At 37.4% G+C, this 24227-nt stretch carries 17 protein-coding genes and 1 tRNA gene; 4 read left to right on the top strand and 14 right to left on the bottom strand.

Annotated elements, in window-relative coordinates; genetic code table 11:
* Positions 1-36: 36 nt before the first annotated feature.
* The 13 genes from J1905_RS11410 to J1905_RS11350 form a co-directional block, all read right to left on the bottom strand.
* Positions 37-1428: a hypothetical protein gene (locus J1905_RS11410; RefSeq protein ID WP_214227368.1), complete on the bottom strand. Its 1392-nt coding sequence runs from the start codon at positions 1426-1428 to the stop codon at positions 37-39.
* A gap of 25 nt (positions 1429-1453) precedes the next feature.
* Positions 1454-3166, bottom strand: coding sequence for an alkaline phosphatase family protein (locus J1905_RS11405; RefSeq protein WP_214227367.1), 1713 nt, complete (start codon positions 3164-3166; stop codon positions 1454-1456).
* 41 nt (positions 3167-3207) lie between these two features.
* Positions 3208-4821, bottom strand: a complete 1614-nt coding sequence (locus J1905_RS11400) for a DUF5008 domain-containing protein (RefSeq protein ID WP_214227366.1) — start codon at positions 4819-4821, stop codon at positions 3208-3210.
* Positions 4822-4884: 63 nt separating this feature from the next.
* On the bottom strand, positions 4885-5598 hold the full coding sequence (locus tag J1905_RS11395) for a hypothetical protein (protein ID WP_214227365.1): 714 nt from the start codon (positions 5596-5598) through the stop codon (positions 4885-4887).
* A gap of 23 nt (positions 5599-5621) precedes the next feature.
* The gene (locus J1905_RS11390) at positions 5622-7142 is read right to left on the bottom strand and encodes a RagB/SusD family nutrient uptake outer membrane protein (RefSeq protein WP_214227364.1); all 1521 of its coding nucleotides are present in this window, start codon (positions 7140-7142) and stop codon (positions 5622-5624) included.
* 22 nt (positions 7143-7164) lie between these two features.
* Positions 7165-10308 (bottom strand): SusC/RagA family TonB-linked outer membrane protein, encoded by a 3144-nt coding sequence (locus J1905_RS11385; RefSeq protein WP_214227363.1) that lies wholly within the window; start codon positions 10306-10308, stop codon positions 7165-7167.
* Between the two features lie 21 nt (positions 10309-10329).
* Entirely contained in the window at positions 10330-11415 is a 1086-nt protein-coding gene (locus tag J1905_RS11380) for a DUF5007 domain-containing protein (RefSeq protein WP_214227362.1), read from the bottom strand.
* Positions 11416-11454: 39 nt separating this feature from the next.
* Entirely contained in the window at positions 11455-12603 is a 1149-nt protein-coding gene (locus J1905_RS11375) for a carbohydrate-binding protein (protein WP_214227361.1), read from the bottom strand.
* A 14-nt stretch (positions 12604-12617) separates the two neighbouring features.
* Positions 12618-14129, bottom strand: coding sequence for a RagB/SusD family nutrient uptake outer membrane protein (locus J1905_RS11370; RefSeq protein ID WP_250318077.1), 1512 nt, complete (start codon positions 14127-14129; stop codon positions 12618-12620).
* 41 nt (positions 14130-14170) lie between these two features.
* A complete protein-coding gene (locus J1905_RS11365; protein ID WP_214227360.1) occupies positions 14171-17200 on the bottom strand; it encodes a SusC/RagA family TonB-linked outer membrane protein in 3030 nt (1009 codons plus the stop codon).
* A gap of 729 nt (positions 17201-17929) precedes the next feature.
* Positions 17930-18020, bottom strand: a tRNA-Ser gene (locus tag J1905_RS11360).
* Between the two features lie 48 nt (positions 18021-18068).
* Positions 18069-19499, bottom strand: coding sequence for a pyruvate kinase (pyk, locus tag J1905_RS11355; RefSeq protein ID WP_214227359.1), 1431 nt, complete (start codon positions 19497-19499; stop codon positions 18069-18071).
* 139 nt (positions 19500-19638) lie between these two features.
* On the bottom strand, positions 19639-20058 hold the full coding sequence (locus J1905_RS11350) for an IPExxxVDY family protein (protein ID WP_214227358.1): 420 nt from the start codon (positions 20056-20058) through the stop codon (positions 19639-19641).
* Positions 20059-20216: 158 nt separating this feature from the next.
* Between J1905_RS11350 and J1905_RS11345 the strand changes: the two genes are divergently transcribed.
* Genes J1905_RS11345 through rnc form a run of 3 tightly spaced genes read left to right on the top strand, consistent with a single transcriptional unit; the run spans position 20217 to position 22514 of the window.
* The gene (locus tag J1905_RS11345; protein WP_008508386.1) at positions 20217-20453 is read left to right on the top strand and encodes an acyl carrier protein; all 237 of its coding nucleotides are present in this window, start codon (positions 20217-20219) and stop codon (positions 20451-20453) included.
* A gap of 27 nt (positions 20454-20480) precedes the next feature.
* Positions 20481-21734: a beta-ketoacyl-ACP synthase II gene (fabF, locus tag J1905_RS11340; protein WP_214227357.1), complete on the top strand. Its 1254-nt coding sequence runs from the start codon at positions 20481-20483 to the stop codon at positions 21732-21734.
* Between the two features lie 51 nt (positions 21735-21785).
* Positions 21786-22514, top strand: a complete 729-nt coding sequence (gene rnc, locus J1905_RS11335; RefSeq protein WP_173093945.1) for a ribonuclease III — start codon at positions 21786-21788, stop codon at positions 22512-22514.
* Between the two features lie 3 nt (positions 22515-22517).
* On the opposite strand, the gene J1905_RS11330 is transcribed toward rnc, so the two are convergent.
* Positions 22518-23231 carry a hypothetical protein gene (locus J1905_RS11330; RefSeq protein WP_214227356.1) on the bottom strand — a complete coding sequence of 238 codons (714 nt, stop codon included), beginning with the start codon at positions 23229-23231 and terminating at the stop codon, positions 22518-22520.
* Between the two features lie 111 nt (positions 23232-23342).
* Between J1905_RS11330 and J1905_RS11325 the strand changes: the two genes are divergently transcribed.
* Positions 23343-24206, top strand: a complete 864-nt coding sequence (locus tag J1905_RS11325; RefSeq protein ID WP_214227439.1) for a YicC/YloC family endoribonuclease — start codon at positions 23343-23345, stop codon at positions 24204-24206.
* Positions 24207-24227: the final 21 nt, after the last annotated feature.

Raw genomic sequence — 24227 nt, 5'->3', positions numbered from 1 at the left:
ACGGATTAAATCACTTTTAAGCTTTATCTAAAACAACTATGGTTTTTTAAATACGCGGAACTCTGCCATCTGGAAATAATAATCGCCTTGGTTTTTAAGAACGTTTAATCTGTAATAGGTAAACGCCTTGGTATTAACAAAATCAAATGTTTTGGTTTCATTATAATTTTCAAATACTTCAGTATTGCGTTCATCCAGTATTACCCAGGATATCCCGTCATTGGAGGCAGAAAGGTTCCATATTTTCGCATCTCTAGAATGCATATCTTCTGCACATGTGATACTATAGCTATTTATTACTATTGGCTGATCATATTTCAATTGAGCCCATAACCGTGAACCCATTTCTGCTAAGAATTTATTAAAGTAATTACCATCTACCAACTTTGGAGATCCTTGCGAAGCACCCGGACCATTCGGATTGTCCATAGAAACTGATAACTGACCTGCGTTTGTTACGTCAGCAGAAAGCAGAGCTACAGGATCAAGAACAACAGTGATTGTTTTATTTTCCGGATTAATCAGGTTTTTGGTTACGTTGGTTAAGGTTAGCGTTAATGCCAGTTTTTTTGTCACGTTATCTCGTATTACCGGCATATAAACGGTAATCGCAAATTTCGCTGTATTTTGACCAGGAAGAAACTTAGCAACCTTATCTAATCGATAGTTTTCAGGGGCTAAAGCAATGGTGTTTGCAGGTAATTTACCACTTGCTACCATTGCAGGTATATTGCTTCCGCTTCCTTCTATAGTTGCATCAAAGCCAACACTCTCACCCAAACCATTAAGTTGTAAAGTAAGTGGAATAGCTAAACCTTCGGCATTTTGACCGAACTCTCCTCCGCCTGGAATATTAACTATTCCAGCAGTACCACCCTTAAAGGTAACGTAGTGAATATCCTCTAGTGTTAGTATTTTTTTAGTATCCAATACTACTACAAAGCTCTCTTTTGATTGTTGTACAGAATTACCCTTACTTGGTGATGATAATTTAACCGCAAAGGCAACTTGCTTTCCAAAGTTCTTTTCTAGAACACCGGTTGCAATGGCCACCTTAAAAGTGGTTTTCTTCTCGCCATAAGCAACATTAACTACCGCAGGAGCATCATAAGTCCCTACCGGTAAGGCTATGGTATTTTGAAGTGTGCCATTCTCTATTAAGGTAGTAATGGTATCCTGATTTTCCTTTAAATCTATCTCGAAAGCATTACTTGCCGGTATAGAAAGTAAAACATCCAGCGAAACAAATACTTTAGATTTGTCTTTAACTACCTCTCCAACTTCTGGTGATGCAGATACCTTTACACTTCCTGTTGATTGAATCCCAAAATCGTCGAGTTGATTGTTCTTGCAGGCACCACCTAACAAAATTAAGGTGGCTAGCGTGCAGAAAAGGGATTTGCTATTAATCATTTTAATTTTTTTCATCAGTATATAATTTCTTTATACAACCTTATTGATCTAACCAAACTCTACCGTCTAATTTCCAGCTCTCTTGAACAGGTATCCTTAGCCAGCTTAACAACTGTGTAGTCATGTCCATATTTCTGGGTACAGTAGCTCCAAAGTCTGAAGCACTTGGCGCACACATCAGGTCGCTGAATTTAGCCCACTCATAATTACCTTGTATTTTGAAATCGCTTCCGGCAGCACCTTTATCTTTAAAGACATTACCTGAGCCATCGGTACACGGCCAATAGCCAAGCAAATAGTCAAAAAACGGATGGTTTTCGTCGATCTCGGTATCGCAAGAAAATTGGCTGATTACTGATGCAGGCAGCGCTACTTTCCAAATCCTTACATCGCTTACAGTACCGTCCATTATACCATGGCCATCACCGGCCAAAACACCTAATGTAAGTGGCTCGTTGCTATCAAAATCTCCCCAATCAGTCACATCTCTTTTATTGTTCTCTTTCCCATCTGTATAAGTTGTGATAATCATACGACCACCCTCATTAGAACGCACAAAAGCAAGCGTATTCCAATTACCATCACTTATTGATCCGCCAAGAACCTGATCTGCTACTTTATCAGTTCTAATATTTAAGTGCCAGTTGTTGTTCTCGAGGTAAATTACCCAACCTTTTGTAGGCCAACCTCCAGCCCATTGAGGTCTTTTACCGATAACTGAGGGCCAGGAATAACGGTAATTTCCACTTGGGCCCGGATTCTTTTTAAGTTTTAATTCAACAGAAAAAGGTGTTTTATCTCCGAAATTAAATAACTCCGAATTTAAAGCTGTTGCTCTAACACCTTCATTTACATTACCATGAAGCCTAACACCCACTCCATTATACTTATTGCCTAGAAATGGCTTATTTAATATCCTTACTGAATATTTAGGATTATAGATAATGGTAAACGTATTTACTTTTGGGTTACTGAAAACAGTTTTATCATCTTGCTCAACAGGGATTTGATAGCTGCCGCCATTATTTGACACGACAACAACCAGCCAACTTTCGTTTGCATAGTTTGGTCTGCTTTTTAATGCCTCAAGCATTTCTCCTACTTCAGTATCAAAGCGTTGTATTGCGGCCTTGTATTGAGGTTTACTTACATCATAGCCATGCTCTGCTCCAGCCTCTCCTATTTCTTTAAACTGACCTACAATAAAAGAAGCCGTATCTGTTTTTAAGGAGTTTACAATTCCAGCTTTTACTCCTTCATCGTTACCAGGTGTTTCACTTACATCTACCCCTGCGTTTAGTTTTTCGCTAAACATTGGTGTAGCAGCAAACGACACAATTTTAGCATTTGGCTTGGCAGCTTTAATGCGGCTAAAAATTAAGGGATAGTCCTGAAATTGACTTTTACTAAAGTCATCCCCTATCACTCCGTGTTTACTTGCTTTAACTCCTGTAAGTAAATCTGTCCAATTTGTTCCGCTTTCCGGATTTTCATCATCAGCCAATGAATTCCATGAATAAATGGAGTTACGCAATAGCGAACTTATTACGGGTGTTCTGGCATCTCTTACAGAAATACCTCTCGCACCGTCCGCAATTAGCAACAGTACTTTAGGATTTCCGAATGCTATAGAAACACTGTCGGTATAAGTTTTATTAGGTATTTCTCTTTCAAAGTCTTTATTGCAGCCCGTCATTACCATAAACAAGGCAATGAGTAAAGCCGGATATAATTTGAATTGATTTTGTTTCATCTTTAAATAGTTAATGGGTTATATAAATTCCAATTCAATGATTATTCTAATGTTACGCGGATTATATTCTGAACAGGTGCATTATCGAATCTGTTAAACTGGCCTATCAGCAATAAGGCGCGTTTACTATCGGCAGACACTGTTTCTATGACATCATTTAATGATCCGTTAAAGAGTCCGGTAGCATTGTACCCTTCAGCTAATTCTCCATTTGGATTTAAAATCATAAATCCGTTACGCGTAACATTACCGTATTTTTTAAAGTCGCCAAATACTACAATCAGACCATCATTGAGTTGTTTGGTGCCATATACATACCCTTCAGTAATTGTTTTAGCTACAAAGCTTTTGTCTTCTGTACCATCGGCATTTAACATTACGATTCCGTTTGAAGGGGAACCATTAAATGTTTTGAAAGTACCTGTGATTAAATATTTACCTGTGGTTTCGTTGTAGGTTACTGAGCTTATTGTTGAGCTTGCTCCTGAGCCAACATTAAAACCGGCATCTTTTGTGCCATCGGCATTAAGCCTGATGATATAAGGAGCCGGAGCATCATCAAATGTGGTAAAAGAACCAACAAGTACCATTTTACCTGCATTTGTACCTGCTTTGGTATGCATATAACTTATTACATAACCATTTGCCCCGCTTAAACCTTTACCTGTACCTGCGTTAAACCTATAGGTTTTATCCAAAGATCCGTCGGGATTAAGACGAACAATCTGTCTGATTTCTGTACTATCCAAAATGACTGAATCTTTTGTTTGGTAAAGATTCGGCTTATCGTATCTGCGGGAGATGTAGTACCTAAAATCGCCGGTTGCTGTGATTTTATCCTGGTAATTGTAAATTTTGGAGATGAAACCGTTGGTTCCGCCATTGAACCTCGGAAAGAATTTAATGGTTTCTGGCTTGGTTGGTGGATTAAACACCTTAATCCCTACGGTATCAATAGTACCATTGGTGTTTAATCTTGTAATGTTACTGATGTTTTCCTTTCTTTGATTGTATCCGGAAAACCCACCTGCTATGATAAACTGGTTACCGACAGCAAGCATATTTGACAAATAACCATTTGAAGCAGTTCCAACACGTAGGGTTCTGTCTATGTCTCCGTCTAAGGATGTCCTTACCAATCTGTTGATAGGCACAGCAGTTCCTTTATTGTCGTAGTTTGTAAAACCACCAACAAAGTAATACTTTCCTTCATCAAGTTTCAGTGCCGCAGCTACAGCCCCATTTGTGCCATTAACGACTCTAAAAGTAGGATCGAAGTTAATCAATCCCTTCACTTTAAAATCAGGACCAAATACAATGTTCCCACCGACTAGTATTGAAGTAACCCCTGAACTTGCAGTTTTGGGTACTTTTACTGAAATACTGGTTTCTGTAATCTCCGTTACATCGGCCTTTTCGCCATTAAACATAAAAACAAGTTTGTCCTTATATTGCTCAAGACCAGTGGCAAGAATGGTTACAACGGTACCCGGCTCTCCTTCTTCAGGAACAGGCTTTTGTGTTTCATTAATTTTAATTCCAAGAGCTGGTTTCCCGTGTTGATAAGGAGGATCAAACACCTCCTTAGATTTTTTACAGCCACCTATAATAAAGATAGTTAGCGCAAAAATTAATATTTTAAGATTTGACTTCATATGAATTAGTTTAAATCTGTATTTTTTATCTCGATAAACATTGTTGATTTCATTCCTGATTGATTATTTAGACCGGACTACATCATTTATAAAGCCCATATCGTCTATTCCGAACCAAGTTCCATTGTAAATAAGGGTATGAACCACACCGTTATTGGGCTGAATATCTGATGAGGACATATAGTTGATAACCCAATTGTCTTTAGGCTTGGAAACATCAGGAACGTAACTTAAAATCAGCTGTCGGTAGCCCATATACTTAACCCCATTGGCCTCATTATAGATTACCCCCATATTGTAAACAGCACCCTCATAAGAGAGGTAATTTTGCCCCGGATAAATTGGCAGTACCGCTAAGTCAATCTGTGGAACATCTGCCAGTTTAATTTCACCTTTAAATACATAGCGCAACATAAATTTTCTCCAGATCTCTGGATTTATGTCGTTGAAGTTCTTAATGGTATCTTTGTAAAGTGCATATAGATAAGGGTTCAAAGTTTTTATGGTTTCTTTGATAACCCTATCATTAGGTGCAAAAAAGGTTATATTTTCCTTTTTAAACACATCCTCAAGACCTGCGATTTTAATGATCTGTGCGACTGAATCAAATTCTCTGGGTTTTGACTCGAGGAATTGAAGAATATCTCCATTAAATTTTGCCTGTGCTTTGCCACCATCTCTATAATAATCATCCTTTGAACATGAGGCTAAGCCCAATACAAAGCATACCACTATAAAAAGGGGTCCTTTAAGATATTTTAGCATGTAATTTTTCATATCGTTTTCTTTTAAACCAGCCATTATTTGCCTCCGGTTAACCAGTATGTATTTAAAGTCATGTATGGATTGTTATTCCGCGCTGCCTCATTTATGGGCCATGTCCATCCTCCTCGATTAAACTGATCGAGGGTTAAAGGATTTGACGTCCATGATCTGCTAAGGATTCTCTTTGTACGGATCAGATCGAAATAATGATGTCCTTCACCAATTAACTCTCTTGAGCGCTCAAGGAATACGAAATCTTTTACAGATCCGGATCCATCGTAAGGGGCTGCATCAGCTCGTTCTCGCACCATATTTATCAATGTTGTTGCTTCCGCATTATGGCCAAGGTTTGCTTGTGCCTCTGCACACAATAAGATGGATTCTGCATAGCGAAAAACCAGAAAAGTATTATCGGGGTTTACGTCCTGATTGCCGGAAGCATAAACGTTTTGACCATACTTTTGCATGATGAAGTCACCATCGTTTGCATACATGTTTTCGAACCAGGCTTCTTTACGCTTATCGGATTCTATTTCCGGATAAATCTGCTTCATGTATTCTGCTTTGAAATAAGCAAAACTAACTTGGAAGGATGTTTGAGGACGTTTATAGGGATAGTGTAAAAACATATCACCAATGGATGCAAAGTTATTTACCGCATCGTTGTAGTTGATACTTCTGTAAAACTCAAACAAACTCTCATCAGATCTGCCTTTCATTACTAAATTCCAGTCTTTTAAGTCCAGCAATTTATAGGCTCCACTTTTTATCAGCTCGTCGCCAAGGCGTGCAGTTTCTTCCCAATATTTTGAGGCGTTTGCACCATCAAATCCTGCATTCCACATGTTCATATTCATCAACAAGGCAATAACACTTCCTTTACTGGCTCTAACACCTTTAAGGGCAGGATCTGAGAATGTCCATTGCATATCATTTACACTGCTTTTTAAATCAACAATGCATTTATTGAACACAGACACCATGTTTTCTCTTGGAGGTGCATCTGAATAAAAGGCCTTAGTATAATAAGGTACATCTCCATATAAACGAACCAAATAAAAGTAAGCCAGACATCTTATAAACTTAGCTTCGCCTATGTACTGTTTGGTCTGTTTATCACTTAATGTTGGGATACCTTGTTCCAGATTAAAGAGAAGGATATTTGCAGATTGTATTACCCGATAATAGGTTGTCCAATCTGTTAATGTGCCAAAATTGTAAAAATCCCATGGCATTGGATTGCCATACAACAACTGTAAAAGATCATTTTTCCCTAGTACCTCAACAAAGCGTCGTGCTGGGGCCATACTCGTATTTAACTGATGCTTTACTTCGCCGGCTCTGTACTCTCCCACTGCACCGGCATAATGTGTTGCATTAATTTTGGTGAAGAAATTTCTGGACATGTCATATATCACGGTCTCTACATCTTCCTTGTTTTTGTAAAAGTTATTGCCCGTGAGCTTATCCAGTGGTGTAACATCCAGAAACTTTTTACAGCTAAACTGGCCAAAACCACATAATAAAAGCAGGGAACAAATTATATATTTTTTCATATCAATTTTATTATGTCAATAATTAGAATTCCACGTTCATACCAAAGTTGTAGGTGCGAGGCACCGGATAACCACCGGAAGCATCCCTTCCTAAAGCAGTTACGTTTTCCGGATTCGGTCCGGAATAAGGAGAAAATGTGATTAAGTTATTTCCGGATATATACGCTCGGAAATTATTAAGACCGATCCTTTTAGCTAATTTTTTAGTGAACATATAAGAAAGCGTAACGCTATTAAACTTAAGATACGAACCCTGTTCAGCCCATAGCGTTTGATCTAACCTGAATGGTTGGACAGCGCCATAACGTGCATAATCATAAGCATATGGATATTTGGCTACATCACCAGGCTTTTTCCAGGTATCCAGATCATCTAGAGGGACAACTGCTTTTAGATCGAATGGATTGCTCATGATTCTGAAACGATCGGCTAGTGCATTATTTAGAATGGTGCGCAGTAAGGTAAATGAACCATAAATATTTAGCCCCCAACCTTTATAGCTTAAATTGGTTGACAATCCACCTGTTACAACAGGCTGAGAATTTCCTGATATTTCATAATCTCGATTGTCAAGAACATAATCGCCATTTACATCTTTAAAGATTGGATCTCCTCCCTGGAAAAATCTTCCGCCAGTACTATAAGTTAGCCCTGTAGCCGGATCAACCGGAACGTTTTCAGTGGTACCGTATACGCCTTGGTTTACACGCAGATAGTTAGACAAAGTATTCTTACCTACCCTGTAGACAAGATGCTGCAAAGTTTTATCATCACCATCAAATCTGATGTATTGTCCGTTATACTCTGCTGGAAGCTTGGTTAAAATATCACGATTAATGGCTCCGTTGACAGATATAGACCAGTTAAAAGGGCTACTTGTAGGAAGCGGCCTAACCGTTACTGCCAATTCATAACCATAGTTTGCAATACCGGCATCGTTACTCAAAACTTTATCAAAAGCTACTGCATTGCTTAAGTTACTTTCAAACAAAAGATTGTCAACTTTCTTATAATAAGCATCAAAGTTTAATTCGACTTTACTTTCAAATAGACCTGCATCAAATCCGAAATTGTATTGAGAAGTTGTGGTTGGTTTAAGCTTTGGATTTGGCACTTGCCTATAGTCAATTCCCATAGTAGGGTTGTTATTATATGTGCCGGTATTTTGGTATAAACCATAAATGTTTGAAAGATTTGCTGTTGGTGACACGTTACGTCCCCAGCTTAAACGAAATGCACCGTAGCTAAGCCACTCAATATCTTTAAGCCATTCTTCTTTGTTAAAGTTCCACCTTAATCCAATAGCTGGATTTTTAGCATAAGGATTTTCTAAGCCACTACCTGATGAACCATCTAAACGGTAAGAAAGGTCGATTACATATTTTTTCATATAATCATATGAAAATGCAGCTGCAAAAGATGCCAAACGAGCATTTTTAAAGTTGGTTAGGATACCTCCACCTGTTGAATAATAACCATCAAAACCCAAAGGCCCTTGTAATTGATCATTTGCGGTTTTATTCTGAACAATAATGCCTGATTGTCCGGTTACCTTATATAGCTCGTTAAAAACATTGGCAAAAATATTGTGCTTCCCATTAAATGTTTTAGCATAAGAAATATTACTTCTGCTATACAAATTAGAACTGCGCCCATTAAATGAGTATACTCTTGCAAATTGCCTATTAGCCGCAGCTGGTGTAAAAGTATCCTCATTATCGGATGTAAAATCATAACTTAAAGTACTTGCTGCCCATAATCCCGGTAACAGTTGATATTTGACATCAATATTAGCCCTGATATTTCTGGAATCGTTATTATTCAACGTCTTTAAAGCAGATACTGCCCCCAGTGTAGATTGAAAGAATGATGGGCCCGGCAATAAAGAAGAAGCCTGACCATTCTCGGCAACACCACTTTGAAGTAATCCAACTCCATCTCCTTTATTTTGTTTACCAATTGAACCAAATACAGATGCAAAAAACTTCAATTTTGGAGTTGGATTGTACTCCATGTTCATGTTCATATTGTACCTGTCGAAACCGGTATTTTTAACTACCCCTGTTTCAGAGAAATAACCAACATTGGTTTTATAGTTAAACTTTTCATCACCACCATCGAATGCGAGATTATGACTTTGGTTGAAGGTGTTCTGATAAAACACACCTTGCCAGTTAGTAGAATTATTATAATAATCGTTTAAACTGTCTGTAAGGAAATATGTTTTTGATAGCCTGTCAAAATCCTCCTGAGTTAATGCATTAGAAAGAATGTGGTTTATTTTTGAGTTTCGTTCCGCATTACCGCCTAATGTTTCTCTAAGCTTTGGTGGCGTATTCATAAAAAAGTTTGAGGTGTAACGCACACGTGGGATCTTCGAGTTTCCTCTCTTGGTAGTAATAATAATTACCCCATAGGCACCTCTGGAACCATAAAGTGAGGTTGCCTGTGCATCTTTAAGTACCTCCAGACTTGCGATGTCTTCCTGAGGGATCAAAGAGAGAGGGCTCACACCTGGTCCTTGTTGGTTATAACCGTATTCAGCAGCTTTATCTGCATCAATAGGCACTCCATCAATTACATATAGCGGAGAGGTTGGCTGTAAAAAGGATTCGCTTCCGTTACCGGTTACTGCAAGCGTATTCAATCCACGAATAGTAGATGTTCCTCTAAATCCAGGAGCCCCTGTGTTTACCTGTATGTTTAAACCGGCTACCTTTCCTTGAAGTAGCTGCTCAACATTTGAAACAGGCACGTCCATAATATCCTTACTGGTGATGGTTGTAGATGATCCGGTACTGGTCTCTTTAGACCTGACCTGGTAACCACGCACTACCACCTCATCCAATTGGCTGTTACTTTCGTGAAGAATTACGTTTACAGAAGTTTGCCCTGGTTTTAATTTAACTCGGGCATCATTAAATCCTACAAAGTGAAACACCAAGGTACTACCTTCTTCTGCACTTACAGAGAACATCCCTTTGTTATCTGTAGAACCAATTACCTTAGTGGGAGTTCCTGACAGTATGGTAGCACCCGGTATACCAAGGTTGGTTGCTTTTTCAATAACCACACCTTTAACTAATACTTTTTTAATTTGAGCCTGAAGATCACTGAACATCAGGCAACCAAATAAGATCGATAAAAAGAGTATTTTCTTTCTCATAATATTAAATCCTAGCATAATTTATTCGTCTTGAAATTTTGGATTTTCCCTGCGGAAGTGAAAAACTATCTCCCAGTCGCCTGCTTTAAATATGTTGTACGTTAGTCCGAGATAGGCTGTTGTTTTTATTCCTCCAAATCCTCTTCTTGAATATTTAATGTATGAGGATGCCTGTGAACCATTTGGTGCATATGGAGTACTTATATTTACCAATGGAATAGGATATGCAACATCATATTGTACATAGGTTGTTGTTTGTTGCATGTTAAAACCATGTACCAGTTGCTCCCATTTGGTTTCATTAAACTTTGCCGGATCAATAACCTGTTCATCTTTATCTAAGAATTTGAATCGTAATGAATGTCCGTTTCCTCCGGTGAATGGCCTGATGTAAACAACCACATCTTTCTGATCTGCGTTACTTATCAGTGGTAAGTCTGAAGATGTTCCTATTATATTTCCAATATCGGCAAGGATGTAATCTCTCTTGTTTGGATTGTTCGGGTCTTTTGGATCTCTGGCTACTGCACCTGTATATGGGTTAATATCTGTTGATGGTTCATAAGATCGTTCTCTCCATGGTCTTATCTGGAAATCTCTTAGCAATACTTCTCCCCCTGAATTTTTAACTTTCAAATCAAAAAGGCGCATATCCTGAACGCGATTTGAGCTATCTGCTGGTCTTGGATCAATTAGCTCATCAGTTGATGATTGCCACATGATGAACTGACCTGAAGACCTGATCTCAAACATGGGATGATCTTCCAGTTTCCTTTTTGCATTGATTTGTTCAAGTGAGGTTTCTTTACCTGTGTAAGCTGAAGTCCATACCCATGTCTTGTGAACTTTAAACATATCATCATATGGTCTTCCATCACCATACCTTGCATTCACAATTTCAAATTGCATTGGCAATGTTGAATTATCTGCATTGAGGGTGCCCATTACTGTTGTTCTGCCTAAAACCGGTTCAAAGACCTTATTACTATAATTTAGCTTGCCACTCAGATAATCTTTTTCTTCAGGCAAATCAAGTAGCTTCCTACAACCAGACACCAGTATTAGTGCGGTAAGTAAGAGCAGGTTATATTTTAATATTTTCATCATTTCTATAAAGAATTAAAATTTTATAACTGTAATATTTGATTAGGGCAGCTTAGTGAAGATGAACTCATAGAAATTCATCGGCCCATTCGTGATTTTAAACTTAAACACGTGCTTCCCTTTGGTTAACTGAACCGTTCTTTTTACTGGAGTGAAATTTTGATATCCATTAGTATTAGGAACTTCAACCCTTCCACCGGTAATGTTAACATCATCCATTTCAGCGCTCACGGTTTTGTTACTCACCGGAGTAGAAAGTAACATTGAAAGCTCATAGTCTCCGGTTTCGGCTACATCTACTGAATAGGCAAGCCACTCACCGGTAAGGCCCTCCCTTATCGCAAAAGTGTCTCCATAGCCTTCAATATCAACTGACTCAAATGGACGATAGCCTCCTCCCTGATTAGCCAATGTAGCATCGGAATAAGCAACGCCTTCGCCTCCTAAGTCAAAATCAATAGCTTTAAATTTGCCGGGAATTGCAAACGGAACACCATAGAAGGGAGTCCTTACTTTAGGAATAAAAGTGATTCTCTTTACAAACTCATCAAATCCAAATACATGATTAGGTTCTACTATATGTACAATACCATTAGTGGTTTTTATATTTACTGAACCTGTTGTAGTATTTACCCAATTCTTTACAAAAATACTTTGTTTGGTGTCATCGAATTTGATGTAAGCAGGCCCGCCGCCATTGTATCCCGATGCGGTTGAAGATTCTAATTTACCATGCATCATGCGGTTATATTTAACCCCATAAAATGTTAATCCATCCTGTTCTGTCAACAACTCTGTTGGGTATAAACCTCTGATTACATATTTGGTCATCAAAGTATCCAGATGTTTAATGTCGACATTTGATAGAAACAAAGGATCTTTACCGGTAGTTCTACGTAGGTTATTTAAATTGGTCATGGCCAGTTTAAAACTGGAATTGCTAAGTGCAAACAGCGTAACCGGATTCTTTCTCAATGTATCCGCCAATCCTACTCTATCGATAACAAGCAATAATGAATCGTAGATACCTCTTTTACTTTTTAAATAATCATAAGTATTTAAGGGTACATTTTTTTCATCTACAGCTGCTTCATAAAAGCCTTTGTCTTTACCGCATCCGCTGAAGAAAATGACTATACAACAGCATAAGCCAGCGGCCATATTACCCAATAATATTTTAAGGTTTTTCATATCTAATCTGTTATTTATTTCCAATAAGAATTTTGAGTTAATAAAGCATTCTGCTTGATCAGGATACGAGATACCGGCCAGTAAATACCGCCAGTTTCAATAAGCTTGGTAAAGGCTGGGTTTTTGTGTCTGATCTTATTGTACCTAATCAGATCGTACCACCTGTGACCCTCGCCCATTAATTCTCTTTGGCGCTCTTTAAAGATCGCGTCAATCAGGTTTCCATTTACCTCTTCCTTGTACGCAGGTAAACCTCTGTTTGCTCTGATGCTGTTGTTTAAAATATCGATAGCCTGAGGACGTTCTCCTAATACGGCTAGTGCTTCTGCCCTAAGCAAAGCGATGTCTTCCAACCTTGTGAATACAATTGTACTGGCAAACATTTTGAATGTCGGATCAGAAACTCCGCCCAGAATTACTTTTATTTTACTGAAAATCGGATACTTCCCATTAAAATTGCTGAAGTACTTATCATCAACCGGCTGACCTAGTGTATCTAAACTAAAGCGCTGATCTTTGGGTTCATTAAAAATAGACAGGATTGAATCTTTACTTAGATAAATATCCGGAATAGGTTTATTTACTACAGGAGCAGCAAGTGTTAGCTCTTCAATACGCCCTGTAGGTGAAGCTTCAGCATGGCTATAGTTAAAGTTAAAGCCAAGAATGTGACTATTCTTTTTCCCATAAAAAAATCCGCGGGGCTCTGTAAGGTCATTAGTGCTTTGGAATCCCGTGGCAGCTTTACCATAGTTGTCCATTACAAATTTGGTATAGACAGCAACTTTAGGGTAATTTCCCTGCCATGCTGCTATGTGCGATAACATCGCATAAGCTGTTAACTTACGTGCTAGTGTACCTTCCCATCTTACGGAAGTTTCATTATAATAAGCACCAGGTTGCTGAGGATCATCGGCACTATATCTATAAGGCAAAACATCTGCAGCGGCCAATATTTCGGCTTCGGCAAAGGCTAATACTTTTGATTGATCCTCTCTCTTTTTAGCTTCAAATTTACCGTCGTGAGAACTGATAATCAAAGGCACATCACCCCATATTCTGACCATATAAAAATAAGCAAAGGCTCTTAAAAATCTGGCCTGTGCAATATCAACCGTCATATTATTTTCAGTGTACCTTGGATCTGCGGCTTTAACATCTCCTACTTTTTCCAGAAAAAGATTAGCTGAGTTGACCACAGAATACCACCTTCTCCAATTAGAAAGGGCTTCCAATGATTCGTAATCTGCATTTAAATTATTCTTTACAATTGCTTTTAAATCCTGACGGTTGGTTACAGTAAACTCGGCTGGTCTAACATCACCATATAACCAATGTGCATTATTATCGGCCATAGCAGATCTGGCAAGTCCATAGATACCCATTAAGCCAGCCCTTGTATCCTCAAGAGAATTCCACATGTTTTTTTCTCCAACCACTCTTGTCGAATCTGTATCCAGGATTTTTTTACAACCTGCCGATAAAAGGGATAAAAAAATCAAACTATTTAATATTATTTTTTTCATGATATCATTTTATATGATTCTATATTTCAATATCTTAAGATTTACAAATCCATCTTAACACCCAGCGTAAATGTGGTTGCGTATGGCATTCCAAAGCCTCTATCGTATCCCGTGTAATTGACCAATTCCGGATCCTGTCCTGTGTAAGGCGTTATGGTAAACAGGTTATTTGCTGTACCGTAGATGTATAATCTGGATAGTTTTAATCGTTTCTTATTGATTACATCGGTAAGTTCATACCCTAAAGACACTGTCCTTAATTTTAGGAAAGAAGCATTTTCGAGAAACAAATCCTGATCTACACGATATGGGATAACCGGACTCCATGGATTGTACAATGGGTATTTGCTGAAATCGCCTCTTTTCTCCCAGAAAGTGATCTCTTTAACAGAGTTGATAGTATTACCACTTTCCTGATTGATGAAATTGAAGTGATTTGACATCTCCTGATTTATGACTTCCCTTCCCAGGTTAAAATAAAGCTGCATGCCTAAAATCCATTTCCCGTATTTAAAATCGTTGTTAAAACTACCGGCAACAACTGGAAGCGCATGTCCTCTTAATGCTTTATCATTATCATCAATTGCATTATCATTATTAAGATCTCTCCAATTCGGATCACCTGCTCCTAGTGTGATGCCATTAAACTTTTTAGCAACACCTCCTACAACAGGAACTTCTTCATTGGTATTATACATTCCATCGTTGGTGTATAACCAGTATTGATCAATAGCGTGTCCAACCTTAAATAATCTGTCGCCAATTGCAATTTCTTTTAATCCGCGTGGTAAGGCGACCAACTTGTTTACGTTATAATTTAAGTTTAGGGACGGCGACCACTTAAAACGATCATTAGAAATTACATCGCCTGACAAGGTTAAATCAATACCTTTATTGTTTACAGAAAGTCCACTTTCATAAGATTGGGTATAACCATATTCAGCATAATCCGGAATTGCCAGCAATTGATTTTTATCTGTTTTAGTATAAAAATCAAGAGACATACGTAATCGGTTGTTTAATACGGCAACATCAGCACCTACATTTAGCTGATCGGTATAAGACCATGGAATACCATATCCTACCCATCCGTAATTGTAAGGTCTGGTAAGTACGGCAAATGCATTATAACCAGGACTTAATAAGTTCCCAGTATAACCAAGCTCTGTAGTATATTGAGGCCCTTGAGCAAAATTATCATAGTATTCCGCTCTACCCAACCTACCTGCACTTACACGTAAACTCAGTTCATTGATACTTGAATTGGTTGTAAGCAAATCATTTTTAATATTCCATGATGCGGACGCAGCAGGAGAAACAAACCATCGACTAGTCGGCTGTGCATTTGTAGAAGCATCTGCACGCAATAAGAATGAAAGTGTATACTTATTATCGAAGTTATAAGCCGTTTTTCCAAAGAATGAAAGCATGTTATTCTTTGTCTTATCTAAATATTTAAATGTTAAGGATTTAGGGAAGGATAACGGGTGCAGATAATCCTCAGGTTCTGAACCATCCCCTCCCATGGCGGGATCAGAATTCAGTAAGTTTAATTTTATATAATCGTTGGTTCCTTTATAAGCAAATGCATAATTATACTTATAGGTATCATAATGAACAGACTGCCCTATTTCGAAACGGAAGTTATGAACTTCATTTAACTTCAAATCATAACTAGCAGTGTTGTTAAACATTAACCGCTGGTTGAAACCATAGTAGTTAGATGCGTAGCTGTTTCCTTCAAGCAATACCTTGGAATAATAAATATCCCGATACCCTTCATTATAATCCATACCAAAATGCGAGGTAAACAAAAAGTTCCCGAGATTTATGGATAGGACAGCCGCACCTTCAACGATGTTTGACTTATTGTCATCATAACCATTTTTAAGATCTTTTAAGAAACCGGCATAGATGTCCTTATTAGGACTAAAAGGTGAACTCAAATCAGGGATATAATTCATCTGACTAAATCGATCTCTCAAGGAATTATTTCTATCTCTTTCGACACGATTTGCATTTACTGAAGCCGAAAACGTTAGCCACTCTAATGGTTTCATATTGACATTCAACATCGTACTGTATCTGTTCAATGCAGTTTGATCTGCAATTCCCTCGTTACGTACATTGCCTAATGAAAACCGGAAATTAGCTCTTTCCGCTCCACCTGAAATGGCCGCATTAATGGTATGTGAAACTGGATTACGGTAGTATAGATCGCTCCAGTTTGATGGCCCATAGTAAGAACGACTTAATGAATCACTCAAATACAGAGGATATACTTCGTCATCAGAAAAACGTCCGTTAGGCGTGTATTTATAATAAAACTGTTTTCTGAAATTGTTTTCATACCTTCCATTCAGCGTTGTAACCTGAGGTCTCAAACCGACAGAAACAAAGGAATTGAAAGATATTTGCTTTTGAGTTATAGGCGTTTTAGAGGTAAGAACAATGACTCCATTTACACCCTTTGGCCCATAAGCGGCAATACTTGCTATATCTGTTAACACCTGTACAGAAGCGATATTCTCCATATCTATATTCGTTAATAGATTGGTAGCCGGCCCTATCCTGTTAAATTTATATTGCTGGATATCAAAGGCAAATGGGTGTTCTCCAATTAAGGGAATCCCGTCAAGAACGACCAAGGGCTGGGTTTGAAATTGCTCACGTGCCGATAAAAGAGGTTGTGAGGCTCCATGAATAAACATACTTTGAATAGTTCCAGGTTCACCGGAAGGTTCCTGAATGTAAAGTCCTGCAGCTTGTCCCTTTAAATACTGCTGTAAAGAAACAGCTGGAGACGTGACAAGCTTTTGTGGATCAACACTATTTGCTTTTAAATTAAGTTCTGAAAAAACAGGGTTCTTATCAGATCGTAATTTAAGTAGAGTACCATCCGTACTCCCGACAGTATCAATTTTCTTCTTTTTTGAGGTGTCTGACTGTATTTTAACACCACTATAAAAAGAGGTGTTTCTTAAAATACGCGCAGACCCGGGTGTTCTCCCGAAAGAAATTGTTGTTACGCACAACAATCCCGTTAACGAAATAATTGCAATAAAGCGCATAGCAGATAATTAAGTATTAACTGATTTAAAACCTTTAATTAATTAATTGCTTAAAAACTACCCTGATTTTAAAGTATATGCAATACGAAGCCTCTCCCGAAAATGCGGGAAATAGAATACCTTAAACTCAGAGTAAGTTAAATTAGCCTGGCTACCAAAGCAAAGTAGCCCAATAAGAATTAGTTTCTTCTAATCTTGCGAAAAGAATACATCTTGGGGGGAAATAATCCCGTGGGGGGAATTGTAGAGCATGAATACATAATTTGGTTTGTTAGGTTATTATTAGGTTATATTTATTTGGTACTTGTGACGATTTAATTCTGCTAAATCGTTTGTTTGGTTAAAACAATATTACAAACAAAAACTTGTATTCCAAATAGATAGAGCGTCTGAAAAACTAAAATCACTCGATAAACACCTCCTAATATTTTACGCAAACGGTTGTTTTCTGACCTAAACCGCGATATTTTTTTTCGTTTTTTTTTCATTTTTTTTTGCAAACCACTGTTTTTATCTCTAAAAAATTTAAAACCCAATACAGAGCAGATACTATTTACTCATTTTCAGACGAATAGGTCAAGGTGTTTTATCATGCAGTGGACAATTTTATGTGAGATCGTTGTAAATATCAAACATAAACAACTTCTAATTCCAGTCATTTTAGGTACAAAAAGAGCCCGCATCATGATTAATGATACGGGCTCTTTTATACTTTTATAATACCGAGAATGGCGGAGAGTGAGAGATTCGAACTCTCGATACCCTTTTGAGGTATACACACTTTCCAGGCGTGCTCCTTCAACCACTCGGACAACTCTCCCTTTTTTCAGGATTGCAAAAGTAGTTTTTTTCTTATAGTTATTGAATATTAATCAATAACAGTGATTTTCACCATGTTGGTTTTACCTTTATGCTCCATTGGAATAGCAGCCGTGTTAATAATCACGTCTCCTTTTTTTATCATTTTGTATTCCTTAAGCAAGTTGTTTACATCTTGAATAGTCTCATCAGTACTTTCAAATTTGTCGTAGTAAAAACCTTGAACACCCCATAGAAGGCTTAAAGTATTTAATAGAGATTTGTTACTGGTGAAGATATAAGTTAAAGCCTTAGGTCTGTGACTTGAGATTTCAAAAGCAGTGTATCCACTCACGGTCATAGAAACGATACCTACTGCGTTTGTTTGCTTAGATAAGAAACAAGCTGTATCACAAATTGCATCACTTAAGAAGCTCTCAGATTTCGGTTTAAGGAACTTCTCCGGGTGGAATGGATAGTTGTTAGTTTCGATGTTCTGAATGATCTTCTGCATAGTCTCGATAACGATAAGTGGAAACTCACCTACTGAGGTTTCGCCGCTTAGCATTACTGCATCAGCACCATCAAGAACAGAGTTTGCAACGTCGTTAACCTCAGCACGTGTTGGCCTTGGTGTAGTAATCATACTTTCCAACATTTGGGTAGCAATAATTACTGGTTTAGAAGCAGCTCTACATTTTTGTACAATCATTTTTTGTAACAAAGGAACTTCTTCCATTGGCATTTCAACTCCAAGGTCACCACGGGCAACCATGATACCGTCAGAAACAGCAATGATTTCATCAATGTTAGCAATAGCCTCAGGTTTCTCGATTTTAGCGATTACACGAGCTGTTTTACCTCTTTGTTTGATGATATCTTTTAATTCAATAATGTCTTCAGCATTACGAACAAATGAAAGTCCAATCCATTCTACGTCGTTTTCAAGAACAAACTCAAGGTTTTTTCTATCTTCAATTGTAAGTGAAGGGATAGAAACTTTTGTATTAGGTAAGTTCACACCTTTTCTTGAGGTAAGGATACCACCGTGTACGATTTCGCAAACAACCTCGTCTTTAAGGTTGGTTTCGATAACGCGCATTTGTAGTTTACCATCATCTAAAAGGATGATTTCGCCTGCTTTTACGTCTTTTGGGAAAGTATCATAAGTGATGTAAATACGTTCTTCACTTCCTATGCACTCTTGCGTAGTGATGATGGTACGATTTCCATTAACTAAGTTAATACCACCATCCTGAACCATACCAATTCTAATTTTAGGGCCTTGTAAATCGGCAAGGATACCCACATTATAATTGTATTTTTGATTGATATCGCGAATGGTATCCAATACTTCCTGATGATCTGCCTGAGAACCGTGTGAAAAATTTAAACGGCAAACGTCTAATCCGGCGTTAAACATACTGTATAAAACTTCCGGTTTAGCTGAAGCAGGGCCCAGGGTGGCCACAATTTTTGTTCTGGAATGAAATGGTTTCATTTAGTTACTTAAATTTATTATTGACGGGCAAAACGCCGATTTTCCACATAAAAAACCGATGTCCGTCTGATTATTAATGTTATTTGTCTGATAATGTAAGTTCAAATATAGTGTATTTAATACACCTACAATATAAAAATTACATTATCAAATTTTCTCTCGACTTCAATTTACGTGGGTCTATCTGTGCAGCCACCTGAATATCAGGTAGTTTATTCAATCCGTTAAGTATAAAATTAAGATCTTCTTTATCAATGTACTGATGAATAATCATAAAAAAATCTACTTTATTCATTTCTGGAATTAAAAACCCTTCTGCATTTCGATTGTTAAGGATGTAATATTCAATCTCTCCCTGTTCAACATAAAAATAATATTTCGAAAATGGCAGTGGATCTTCATCAATATTAAAGTAAACCTCATGATCCTCAACCTTTTCAAAGTTAAAATTAAGGTTTGTATTTATTTTATGACAGAGCATATAATCTTTCAAGGAAGCAGTGATAGCAATTAGTACAAAATCGAGGTCTAATGATAGTTTTAAGTAAGTTTTGTTCAAAACGCAGTATATTTACGGGATTACGAAATTATAAAACTAATTTTACTTTAATGTTCGAAATAAAAACATTAAAATTGATAGAGAAATAAAAACATTTGAAATGTGTAAGAATTTATTTTTCTTTGCACTGAATTATTTAACCATTAAATTATAACATTATGTCTGATATTGCTTCAAGAGTTAAGGCTATTATCGTTGAAAAATTAGGTGTGGATGAAAGCGAAGTTACCCCAGAGGCTTCTTTCACTAACGATTTAGGTGCGGATTCTTTAGATACAGTAGAACTTATTATGGAGTTTGAAAAAGAATTCAATGTAGCAATCCCTGATGATCAGGCTGAGACCATTGGTACAGTTGGTCAAGCAATTGCTTACTTAGAAAAAAACGTTAAGTAAAATACGGTCTCCGTATAATCCGTATAAATGGAAGTAAAAAGAGTAGTAGTTACAGGGTTGGGTGCGCTCACTCCTATTGGCAGTACAATCCCGGAGTTCTGGGAAGGCCTGTTAAATGGGGTGAGTGGCGCTGGCCCCATTACAGGTTTTGATACATCAAAATTCAAAACCAAGTTTGCATGTGAGCTTAAAAACTTCAATCCAGAAGATTTTTTGGACAAAAAGGAAGCGCGCAAGCTAGATCCATTTGTTCAATATGCTTTAGTATCCACAGATGAAGCTGTAAAAGATGGTAATTTTGATTTTTCAAAAATCGATACTAACCGTGTTGGTGTAATCTGGGGTTCTGGCATTGGCGGCTTTAAGACATTTCAGGATGAAATGAAGAACTTCTTTTTAGGCGATGGTACTCCACGCATGAATCCGTTCTTTATTCCTAAAGTAATAATTGACATTGTTCCGGGCCATATTTCTATAAAATATGGACTTAGAGGCCCCAATTTTGCAACAGTTTCTGCATGTGCTTCGTCTACAAATGCAATGATCGATGCGTACAACTATATTCGTTTGAATATGTGCGATGTTGTGATTAGCGGTGGATCTGAAGCCATTATTAACGAAGCAGGTATTGGTGGTTTTAATGCAATGCATGCCTTATCGACCAGAAATGATGATCCTCAAACAGCTTCAAGACCGTTTGATAAAGACCGAGATGGTTTTGTTGCCGGTGAAGGTGCAGGAACCATTATTTTGGAAGAACTGGAACATGCTAAGAAAAGAGGTGCTAAGATCTATGCCGAATTAGTTGGCGGTGGAATGAGCGCAGATGCTAACCATATTACAGCTCCACATCCGCAAGGATTAGGTGCAAAAATGGTGATGACAAATGCCCTTAGAGATGCTGGTTTAACTACTGCGGATATTGATTACATCAATGTTCATGGAACCTCAACTCCTTTGGGAGACATTTCTGAAACAAAAGCTATTGTGGATTTATTTGGAGAAGATGCTTATAAATTAAACATCAGTTCTACAAAATCTATGACAGGGCATTTATTAGGTGCTGCAGGTGCTATTGAAGCAATTGCATCTATCCTTGCAGTGAAAAATGATATAGTACCTCCTACTATTAATCACTTTACTGATGATCCTGCGTTTGATCCGAAATTAAATTTCACATTTAATGTGGCTCAAAAGAGACCAATTCGTGCCGCTTTGAGTAATACTTTTGGCTTCGGAGGTCACAATGCTTCGGTGATTTTCAAAAAATACGAAGAATAAAAAGCACTTTGTGGAGGCTATTTTAGCCTCCTTTAATTTTGCAATAATTTAATGCCATTATTTGACCTGTATAAGCTTTATCTGTCATCCGATAAAGACTTTATAAAAAAGTTGAACAACATTTTAGGCTTTGTGCCTGGAAATACTGTTTTATATAAAATGGCGTTCAGGCACAGGTCTGTGGCAAAAATCCTAAAAAATGGCAGCCGGAGTAGTAACGAACGTTTAGAATTTCTGGGCGATGCTATTTTGGGAGCCGTAATTGCAGAATTACTGTTTAAAAGTTATCCATACAAAGAGGAAGGTTTTTTAACAGAAATGCGCTCAAAAATTGTAAATCGCGCCAATCTTAATCAACTTGCAAGAAAAATGGGCTTTGATCAGCTGATTGTTTTTGATCAAAAAGCTGTAAATATCCAGACAAAACATCATTCTATGCTAGGTGATGCATTTGAAGCTCTTGTAGGAGCTGTGTATCTTGATAAAGGATATAATTTCACTAAAGATTTTCTGCTTAAAAGGATTGTAAAGCCGTATATCGACATCCACACATTAGAGCTTACTGAAACTAACTTTAAGAGCAAATTGATTGAATGGTGCCAACGCCATGGTAAAGATATCTCTTTTGATATGATTCAGAATGGTGAGGGTGAAAGTGCAAAGCTATTCACAATACAAGCTGTTATCGAAGGTGAAAGCTTTGGTACAGGCAGGGATTACAATAAAAAGAATGCTGAAAAGCTTGCTGCTGAAAAAGCTTGCGAAGCCCTTTCTATTTAACTTTTACTTTTTTAGGGTATCAGTATATTTTTTATACGACTCCCTTATGTATTTGATGGCATCATATTCTGTCCAGCTTTTAGCCTTCTCATACTCCGGTCTGTAATCAATCATATACTTTTCGAGAATATCTCCTTTTAAATCAGTATTGTTTTGAATAATAGATTCATTAAAAAAACCATCTATTAAGGTCTGCTGCATTTCGGTTTCATAATAACGACCAAATCTTCTTGCATTTTTTGGTGTTCGGCCTAGCAACTCATAAACTGCTGTAAGTGGTTTAAAAAGGAATGATAAGAATGGTGGTTTCCCTTGGTAAAATGAACCTTTGTTTCTAAAATCTCTTTTTATATCATTTAGTTCCTGCCTTTTTGTTTGCCCGGTAATATTAACTTCTTTTAATGTTGTGCCTCTATCTAAATAAACGATAAGGTCTTTCCCCGGTTGGGCAACAGCTATCCCATCAGAATATTCCATTTTAATTACCAAAAGGCTATCGCCGGGCACGGCCCTTATTTGGAACAGGCCAAAATCGCTACTTAATACAGACAGACCGGTTCTTTTATTTACGATTTGAGCTGCAGCAACACGCGTCTTTGTCCCCTTTTCTAATATTGCCCCTTTCAAAATAAACTCTTGCTGGGCTGAAACAGAAGCTAGGGATGCCGCAAAAAACAGTAGAAATACTAAAATATTTAAGTAACCTGGCCTCTTCATCTAACGAATATTTTTTGTAAACTTAACTATTGTTTGCCAATGCTCTAAGTTAAAAAAAGTTAAATGAGTTTGAAAAGGCAATAAATTATATCTTTGCACATGATAAAATCAATGACAGGGTATGGCCTGGCTTCTACTGATCACGAAAACATAAAGTTTGCGGTAGAGATAAAATCTTTAAACAGTAAGTTCCTGGAACTTAATTTAAAACTACCAAGAGCATTCTCGGATAAAGAATTATTGCTGCGTAATATCTGCAGTAAGGAAATTGAGCGCGGTAAAGTAAGTGTTTCTATAAACATAGAACGCAGCGAAGAAAACTTAAAAGGGGCAACTATTAATGCTGCCTTGTTAAGCAAATATTACAAGCAACTTGAAGAAATCAATATCCAATTAGGAGCCAATTCTAATAACCTTTTACAAGCTGTTCTTAATTTCCCTGAGGTAATTAGCTATTCTGATGAGGAGGTTAATGAAAATGATTGGGATATTTTAAATAGTACATTTGCTAAAGCCCTGGAGAGTTTTAACCAATTCAGGATTGCAGAAGGTGTTGTTTTAAAAACAGACCTTGAGTTGAGAATTAAAAATATTCTACAGTTCTTCTCTGAAATTGAAGTTTTGGAACCTCTTAGAATTCCTCAGATCAGAAGCAGATTAAATCAGTTTCTGGAAGATAATGTAGGAAAGATAAACGTGGATCAGAACCGTCTGGAGCAAGAGTTAATCTATTACATTGACAAGCTTGACATTACTGAGGAAAAGATTCGTTTAAGGAGTCATTGTGATTACTTTATTGAAACATTAAAAAGCAAAGATGCAAATGGGAAAAAGCTTGGTTTTATTTCTCAGGAAATAGGCAGAGAGATTAATACCATGGGTGCAAAAGCTAACGATGCGCAAATACAGCAGTTGGTTGTGGGAATGAAGGAAGAGCTAGAGAAAATTAAAGAACAACTATTAAATGTTTTGTAAGCCCTTGGCTGAAAGACGACA

It is taken from the genome of Pedobacter sp. B4-66 (assembly GCF_018492665.1).
Taxonomy (GTDB): Bacteria; Bacteroidota; Bacteroidia; order Sphingobacteriales; family Sphingobacteriaceae; genus Pedobacter.
The sequence above is the reverse complement of the archived record's forward strand: the minus strand, read 5'-3'. Positions and strand labels throughout refer to the sequence as shown.

Bases quoted from the DNA above. Each gene is read 5' to 3' on its own strand.
- J1905_RS11410 (WP_214227368.1), bottom strand. From the start codon at position 1,428: ATGAAAAAAATTAAAATGATTAATAGCAAATCCCTTTTCTGCACGCTA.
- J1905_RS11405 (WP_214227367.1), bottom strand. From the start codon at position 3,166: ATGAAACAAAATCAATTCAAATTATATCCGGCTTTACTCATTGCCTTG.
- J1905_RS11400 (WP_214227366.1), bottom strand. From the start codon at position 4,821: ATGAAGTCAAATCTTAAAATATTAATTTTTGCGCTAACTATCTTTATT.
- J1905_RS11395 (WP_214227365.1), bottom strand. From the start codon at position 5,598: ATGAAAAATTACATGCTAAAATATCTTAAAGGACCCCTTTTTATAGTG.
- J1905_RS11390 (WP_214227364.1), bottom strand. From the start codon at position 7,142: ATGAAAAAATATATAATTTGTTCCCTGCTTTTATTATGTGGTTTTGGC.
- J1905_RS11385 (WP_214227363.1), bottom strand. From the start codon at position 10,308: ATGAGAAAGAAAATACTCTTTTTATCGATCTTATTTGGTTGCCTGATG.
- J1905_RS11380 (WP_214227362.1), bottom strand. From the start codon at position 11,415: ATGATGAAAATATTAAAATATAACCTGCTCTTACTTACCGCACTAATA.
- J1905_RS11375 (WP_214227361.1), bottom strand. From the start codon at position 12,603: ATGAAAAACCTTAAAATATTATTGGGTAATATGGCCGCTGGCTTATGC.
- J1905_RS11370 (WP_250318077.1), bottom strand. From the start codon at position 14,129: ATGAAAAAAATAATATTAAATAGTTTGATTTTTTTATCCCTTTTATCG.
- J1905_RS11365 (WP_214227360.1), bottom strand. From the start codon at position 17,200: ATGCGCTTTATTGCAATTATTTCGTTAACGGGATTGTTGTGCGTAACA.
- pyk (WP_214227359.1), bottom strand. From the start codon at position 19,499: ATGAAACCATTTCATTCCAGAACAAAAATTGTGGCCACCCTGGGCCCT.
- J1905_RS11345 (WP_008508386.1), top strand. From the start codon at position 20,217: ATGTCTGATATTGCTTCAAGAGTTAAGGCTATTATCGTTGAAAAATTA.
- fabF (WP_214227357.1), top strand. From the start codon at position 20,481: ATGGAAGTAAAAAGAGTAGTAGTTACAGGGTTGGGTGCGCTCACTCCT.
- rnc (WP_173093945.1), top strand. From the start codon at position 21,786: ATGCCATTATTTGACCTGTATAAGCTTTATCTGTCATCCGATAAAGAC.
- J1905_RS11330 (WP_214227356.1), bottom strand. From the start codon at position 23,231: ATGAAGAGGCCAGGTTACTTAAATATTTTAGTATTTCTACTGTTTTTT.
- J1905_RS11325 (WP_214227439.1), top strand. From the start codon at position 23,343: ATGACAGGGTATGGCCTGGCTTCTACTGATCACGAAAACATAAAGTTT.